A 902-nucleotide genomic window follows, 5' to 3' on the forward strand; every position below is an offset into this window, starting at 1 on the left:
TCGTACGCGGCCTTCGACCTGCTGGCCGAGGGCGGCAAGGACCTGCGCGCCCTGCCCTACACCGAGCGCCGCGCCCGTCTGGTCGCGCTGCTGACGCCGCTGGGTCCCCCGCTGCAGCCCGTCCCGTCGACGACCGACCGCGAAACCGCCCTGACCTGGTACGAGACGCTGCCCGCGACCGGCATCGAGGGCCTGGTCGCCAAGCGCCTCGACAGCCACTACCGGGGCGGCCGCCGCACCTGGCTGAAGCTGCGGCACAGCGACACCAGGGACGCCCTGGTCATCGGCTTCACCGGCCCGGCGACCGGCCCGCGCGCCCTGGTGGTCACCCTGCCCGGTGACGGCTCGCCGATCCTGACGACGCCGCTCGCGGCGGGGCTGCGCGCGGACGCCGCGGACCGGCTGCCGCCGGGGACGGGACGGCAGGCGGTGGTCACCGCGGTCGGCGTGGGCGAGGTGACGTACCAACTCCTGCCGCCCGAAGGGCAGTTGACCCTGGAGATCCGTCAGCGCAGCACCCGGCACGGCGCGTTCTCGGCGGAGCCCGTCAGGTTCCGCTGAGCGCGTCGGGGGCGGGGGGGGCTACACCCGCGCCCACGTCTCCCGGTCCCGCGCCATCGCGAAGAGCGCCTCCACGTCCGCCGGCTTCAGCAGCCCGCCGGAGCGGGCGAGCCCCGAGACCTCCGTGTCCGTCAGCAGCCGTACGTCCCGGGGCGGCGCCAGGACGTCCAGTGCGGCGGGCTCCACCAGGACGAGGCCGGCGCGCACCTCCGCCGTCAGCGCGAACGACGCCCGCGACGCGTCGGCCCGCACCCGGCGCAGCAACGGCTGCGGCTCGCTCCGGCCCGCCGTGACCATCGGGTCGCTCACCCGCACCCGCTGCCTGCGCACCGGCAGCACGT

General features: G+C 76.6%; 2 pseudogenes. One reads left to right on the forward strand and one right to left on the reverse strand.

Annotated features, from left to right (window positions below):
* Positions 1-561 (forward strand): annotated as a pseudogene (locus G3I40_RS08575) (ATP-dependent DNA ligase); the annotation flags it as partial.
* A 21-nt stretch (positions 562-582) separates the two neighbouring features.
* Here the strand turns inward: G3I40_RS08575 and G3I40_RS08580 are convergent.
* Positions 583-902 (reverse strand): annotated as a pseudogene (locus G3I40_RS08580) (NERD domain-containing protein); the annotation flags it as partial.

This window comes from Streptomyces sp. SID14478, assembly GCF_010548525.1.
Taxonomy (GTDB): Bacteria; Actinomycetota; Actinomycetes; order Streptomycetales; family Streptomycetaceae; genus Streptomyces.